Raw genomic sequence first — 5,544 nt, forward strand, 5'->3', positions numbered from 1 at the left:
GGAAGGTCAGCGGCACCAGCGGCCCGCCGAACCAGGGGCGAGGCGGGCGATGGGCGAAACGTGGATCCGGCGGCGGCCGCTGGCCGTCGACGCCCTCGGCAAATTCCGGCGGGGGCGGCGGTGGGGGCGGGCCGTAGTGATGAAACCAGGCAAAGGCCAGCAGGTGCGCCAGGACGATCGCCACGAACAGCATGCCAAACAGGCGGCCGAACAGCGTGTCGAAGCGCCCTCGCATCAGCCGATGTCTCGCGCGTCGAACAGGTAACCTTCACCGCGCACGGTTTTGATCAACTGCGGGGCTTTCGGGTCGTCGCCGAGTTTTTGCCGCAGGCGCGACACCAGCAAATCGATGCTGCGGTCGAACGCCTCGATCGAACGGCCACGGGCGGCATCCAGCAGTTGTTCGCGGCTGAGTACGCGGCGCGGGCGTTCGATGAAGACCCAGAGCAGGCGGAATTCGGCGTTGGACAGCGGCACCACCAGGCCATCGTCGGCAATCAATTGGCGCAGCACACTGTTCAGGCGCCAGTTGTCGAAGCGGATGTTGGCGCGCTGTTCGGTGCGGTCATCGCGCACCCGGCGCAGGATGGTCTGGATCCGCGCCACCAGTTCCCGGGGTTCGAACGGTTTGGCCATGTAGTCGTCGGCGCCCAGCTCAAGACCGATAATACGGTCGGTGGGTTCGCAGCGGGCGGTGAGCATCAGGATCGGGATGTCCGATTCGGCGCGCAACCAGCGGCACAGCGACAGGCCGTCTTCGCCGGGCAGCATCAGGTCGAGCACCACCACGTCGAAATGCTCGGCTTGCATCGCCTGACGCATGGCTGCGCCGTCGGTGACGCCGCTGGCGTGGATGTTGAAGCGCGCGAGGTAGTCGATCATCAGCTCGCGAATCGGCACATCGTCATCGACGATCAGCGCACGGATGCTCCAGCGCTTGTCGTCTTTCTGCTCATCAGTCACGGTGGTCTGGGTGTTGTGCATGGGGCTGTTCATCTGCCAGTAGGCCGCCAACCACAAAGATGGGCTGCGAGGTGGTGGTTTCAGCATAGGCGTCCTGCCGTGAGGCGGGAAGTGCTGATGTAAGGACGTGTTGCGGCTGGCGAGGCTAGCGCGGGCGCTTGTTGGCGGCGTGTCGGTTGTGTATCGGCTTCGACACAATTGCACCGAGCGCTATGCTGATCACGGTTGTGGCGACGATTTTACCGATCATCGGGTGCCGCGCTGGCGCTGCTTCCGCTACAATGCGCGCCGATTTCGACTTGCCTGAGAGCCCATCCATGTCCGCCTGCCAGACTCCTATCATCGTCGCCCTGGATTTCCCCACCCGTGACGCCGCACTGAAGCTGGCCGACCAGTTGGACCCGAAACTGTGCCGGGTCAAAGTGGGCAAGGAACTGTTCACCAGTTGCGCCGCGGAAATCGTCGGCACCCTGCGTGACAAGGGCTTCGAGGTGTTCCTCGATCTGAAATTCCATGACATTCCCAACACCACCGCGATGGCCGTGAAGGCCGCTGCGGAGATGGGTGTGTGGATGGTCAACGTGCATTGCTCCGGTGGCCTGCGCATGATGGCGGCCTGCCGTGAAGAGCTTTCCAAGCGCAGCGGCCCGCAGCCGTTGCTGATCGGCGTGACCGTGCTGACCAGCATGGAGCGCGAGGATCTGGCTGGAATCGGTCTGGACATCGAGCCGCAGGAGCAGGTGTTGCGTCTGGCCGCGTTGGCCGAAAAGGCCGGGATGGACGGTCTGGTGTGTTCGGCGCTGGAAGCCACTGCGCTGAAGTCGGCGCACCCGTCGCTGCAACTGGTGACCCCGGGGATTCGCCCGGCGGGCAGCGCGCAGGACGATCAGCGTCGCATCCTGACCCCGCGTCAGGCGCTGGATGCCGGTTCCGATTACCTGGTGATCGGCCGTCCGATCAGCCAGGCGGCGGATCCGGCCAAGGCGCTGGCGTCGGTCGTGGCCGAACTGGCCTAAAAAGATCGCAGCCTTCGGCAGCTCCTACAGGGTTATGTGAACACCTGTAGGAGCTGGCGCAGCCTGCGATCTTTTGATCTTGCTTCAGACTTTCAGCACCAACTTGCCGAAATTCTCCCCGCTGAACAATTTCATCAGCGTCTCCGGAAAGGTCTCCAGACCTTCGACGATGTCTTCCTTGCTCTTGAGCTGCCCCTTGGCCATCCAGCCGGCCATTTCCTGCGCGGCACTGGCGTACTGCGCGGCGTAGTCCATCACCACAAAGCCTTCCATGCGCGCACGGTTGACCAGCAGTGACAGGTAATTGGCCGGGCCTTTGACCGCTTCCTTGTTGTTGTACTGGCTGATCGCGCCGCAGATCACTACCCGGGCTTTCGGCGCGAGGCGACTGAGCACGGCGTCGAGGATGTCGCCACCAACGTTGTCGAAATACACGTCCACGCCTTTGGGGCACTCGCGCTTGAGTCCGGCCAGTACGTCCTCGTTTTTGTAGTCGATGGCGCCGTCGAAGCCCAATTCATCGATCAGGTATTTGCACTTGTCGGCACCGCCGGCGATCCCGACCACCCGGCAACCTTTGATCTTGGCGATCTGCCCGGCAATGCTGCCGACCGCGCCGGCTGCCCCGGACAGCACCACGGTGTCGCCGGCCTTCGGTGCACCGACGTCGAGCAGCGCGAAGTAGGCGGTCATGCCGGTCATGCCCAATGCAGACAAATACACAGGCAGCGGTGCCAGTTTCGGATCGACCTTGTAGAAACCTCTGGGCTCACCGAGGAAATAATCCTGCACACCCAACGCGCCATTGACGTAGTCACCGACCGCAAAACCCGGATTGTTCGAGGCAATGACCTGGCCGACGCCCAGTGCGCGCATGACTTCACCGATTGCCACCGGCGGGATGTAGGACTTGCCCTCGTTCATCCAGCCGCGCATGGCCGGGTCGAGGGACAGGTATTGGTTTTTCACCAGGATCTGGCCTGCGCCCGGTTCGCCGACCGGGACTTCCTGATAAGTGAACGTCTCACGGGTCGCAGCCCCCACCGGGCGTTTGGCGAGCAGGAACTGGCGATTGGTCTGACTGGTCATGGCAGGCACTCGAACTGAATGAAGCTTTGTTGATAGACCCTCGGCGACAATGCCGCAAGGTTGGCTGATAAGGCGAATGCGGGGTGATCCAGTGCAGTGATAGTGATCTATGGGGTTTCATCACTGCCGTTCATGGGCGCATAAACAGCCGTCTGATAGTGCTGATGCCCGGCAGGCCCTTGTGGCTATGCTGCGACTCTATAAAACCCTCCTGCATCTCTCCCTTCGAGGACATAACAATGAGCATGACGTTTTCCGGCCAGGTGGTCGTAGTCACCGGAGCGGCCAACGGTATCGGCCGGGCGACCGCGCAGGCATTCGCCGCCGAAGGCTTGAAAGTGGTGGTGGCCGATCTGGACGCGGCAGGCGGGGAAGGGACGGTGGCGCTGATTCGTACAGCCGGTGGCGAAGCGACCTTCGTGCGCTGCAACGTTACCGTCGAAAGCGAAGTGAAGAATCTGATGGACGAGGTGATCAATACTTACGGTCGTCTCGACTATGCCTTCAACAATGCCGGGATCGAAATCGAGCAGGGCAAACTGGCCGACGGTTCGATGGACGAGTTCGATGCAATCATGGGCGTCAACGTCAAAGGCGTCTGGCTGTGCATGAAGTACCAGTTGCCGCTGTTGCTGGGTCAGGGTGGCGGGGCGATCGTCAATACCGCCTCGGTGGCAGGGCTTGGCGCGGCGCCGAAGATGAGCATCTACGCGGCGTCGAAGCACGCGGTGATCGGCCTGACCAAGTCAGCGGCGATCGAATATGCAAAGAAGAAAATTCGCGTCAATGCCGTGTGCCCGGCGGTGATCGACACCGACATGTTCCGTCGTGCCTACGAGGCCGATCCGAAAAAGGGCGAGTTCGCCAACGCGATGCACCCTGTCGGGCGGATCGGCAAGGTCGAAGAAATTGCCAGCGCCGTGCTGTATCTGTGCAGCGATGGCGCAGCATTCACCACCGGTCATTCCCTGGCAGTGGATGGTGGCGTTACCGCCTTCTGACGCCGCACGGCAAGCAACGAGAAAACCCGCCAGTGTGCGGGTTTTTTTCATTCCGGGCCTTCAGTCCGTGAATTCGCTAAACAATGTGTATCAAACGATTAAAACTATCGCTTTTGACGGTGTTGTCGCACAGCCTGCACGACGCAGCTGTGATTTACTGCCGCCAGCAAAACGGACGGGAGTTTGCGTGCTCATGGAATTGAGGATTGACCGACAGGCAATGGTGCCGGTCGTACAGCAGATTGTTGATGGCATGACTGAATGGATCGCGCGAAGTGGTGTGGCACCGGCCACGCGGTTGCCCTCCGTCAGGCAAATTGCGCGGTCCAACCTGTTGAGCCAGTCATGTGTGGTTGAGGCCTGTGAACGACTTGTGACGCAGGGCATTCTGACCCCGCGTCACGGCTCCGGCTTCATGGTGGCCGGGGCACCAGTTGCCAGGGCCGACACTGAAGAGCGCGCCAGCCTCACGAGTGCTGCCGCCGGGCAAGGCGCTGTGACAGGCGGGCGGATGCGCAGTTTGCTGCTCGGTGAGGGCGGATTGCCGGAAAACTGGCGTGAGTCCGATGACCTGAACTACGCGATTCGCCAGGTGGCGCGCACCGATATGGCCAGCCTGTTCAACTACAGCTCTGCGCTGGGCCTGCCGGCGTTGCGCGAACAGATCGTCAAACGTCTGAAATTGCTCAATGTCGACAGCCTTGATGCGCAAGTCGTGACGACCGCAGGGGCCAGTCATGCGCTGGATCTGATTGTCCGCACCCTGCTTCGGGCCGGGGATTACGTGGTGGTGGAAACCCCCGGTTATGCGCCTCTGTTCAACCTGTTGCGTTTGCAGGGGGTACACATGCTCGAGGTCCGCCGTACACCGAGCGGCCCGGACGTCGCAGGGCTGGAGGCGTTATTGCGCGACTTCCGGCCGGTGGCGATGTTCATTAACAGCCATCATCACAACCCGACCGGCTCGTGCCTGACGCTGAACGTGGCGCAACAGATTCTGCAGTTGTGCGCTGCCCATGACGTCCGATTGATCGAGGACGATGTCTATGCCGATATGCACAGCGGCACCGGCACTCGCCTGGCGGCCCTCGATGAGCGCGTGATTTACGTGGGCAGTTTCTCGAAAACCCTGAGCAGTTCGCTGCGTGTCGGTTTCATCCACGCCGATCAGCAACTGGTCGCCCGGTTCGCCAAGGTCAAGATGATCAGCAGTATGGGGGCCTCGGGTTTCAATGAGGCGGTGCTGGCCAGCCTGATCGCCAGCGGCGCTTATCGAAAACTGGTGCAGCGCCAGCGTCAGCGGCTCAGTACCGACCGTGCCGCGGCATTGCAGATTCTCGAGGACGCCGATTGGGAGGTGTTCGGCAAACCGTGCGGCGGGCTGTTCATCTGGGCGCGCTCGCCGTTGGGCGACCCGGCACGCCTGCGTCGTCAGGCCCAGCGTTGCGGGGTGCAGCTTTCGGTTTCCAGTGCCT

Annotated in this window: 5 protein-coding genes and 1 pseudogene; 3 read left to right on the plus strand and 3 right to left on the minus strand. The window is 61.9% G+C overall.

The features are described from left to right. Positions 1-235, minus strand: a pseudogene (locus tag DBR18_RS07245) (two-component sensor histidine kinase); the annotation flags it as partial. After that, positions 235-996 carry a response regulator gene (locus DBR18_RS07250; RefSeq protein ID WP_371260451.1) on the minus strand — a complete coding sequence of 254 codons (762 nt, stop codon included), beginning with the start codon at positions 994-996 and terminating at the stop codon, positions 235-237. The gene DBR18_RS07250 and the pseudogene DBR18_RS07245, both read right to left, overlap by 1 nt. A gap of 284 nt (positions 997-1,280) precedes the next feature. On the opposite strand from DBR18_RS07250, the gene pyrF reads away from it, so the two are divergent. After that, complete coding sequence (pyrF, locus tag DBR18_RS07255; protein ID WP_047295723.1) at positions 1,281-1,979, plus strand: orotidine-5'-phosphate decarboxylase; 699 nt, start codon at positions 1,281-1,283, stop codon at positions 1,977-1,979. 84 nt (positions 1,980-2,063) lie between these two features. Here pyrF and DBR18_RS07260 read toward each other — a convergent pair whose 3' ends face one another. Then, on the minus strand, positions 2,064-3,068 hold the full coding sequence (locus tag DBR18_RS07260) for an NADP-dependent oxidoreductase (protein ID WP_108589844.1): 1,005 nt from the start codon (positions 3,066-3,068) through the stop codon (positions 2,064-2,066). Between the two features lie 239 nt (positions 3,069-3,307). Here DBR18_RS07260 and DBR18_RS07265 point away from each other — a divergent pair, with 239 nt between their 5' ends. Together DBR18_RS07265 and DBR18_RS07270 are read left to right on the plus strand one after the other, a co-directional pair. Continuing rightward, positions 3,308-4,069: an SDR family oxidoreductase gene (locus tag DBR18_RS07265; RefSeq protein WP_108589845.1), complete on the plus strand. Its 762-nt coding sequence runs from the start codon at positions 3,308-3,310 to the stop codon at positions 4,067-4,069. 193 nt (positions 4,070-4,262) lie between these two features. After that, the coding region (locus DBR18_RS07270) for a PLP-dependent aminotransferase family protein (RefSeq protein WP_371921075.1) at positions 4,263-5,544 on the plus strand (1,282 nt) is incomplete at its 3' end.

This window comes from Pseudomonas sp. HMWF021 (assembly GCF_003061005.1).
Taxonomy (GTDB): domain Bacteria; phylum Pseudomonadota; class Gammaproteobacteria; order Pseudomonadales; family Pseudomonadaceae; genus Aquipseudomonas.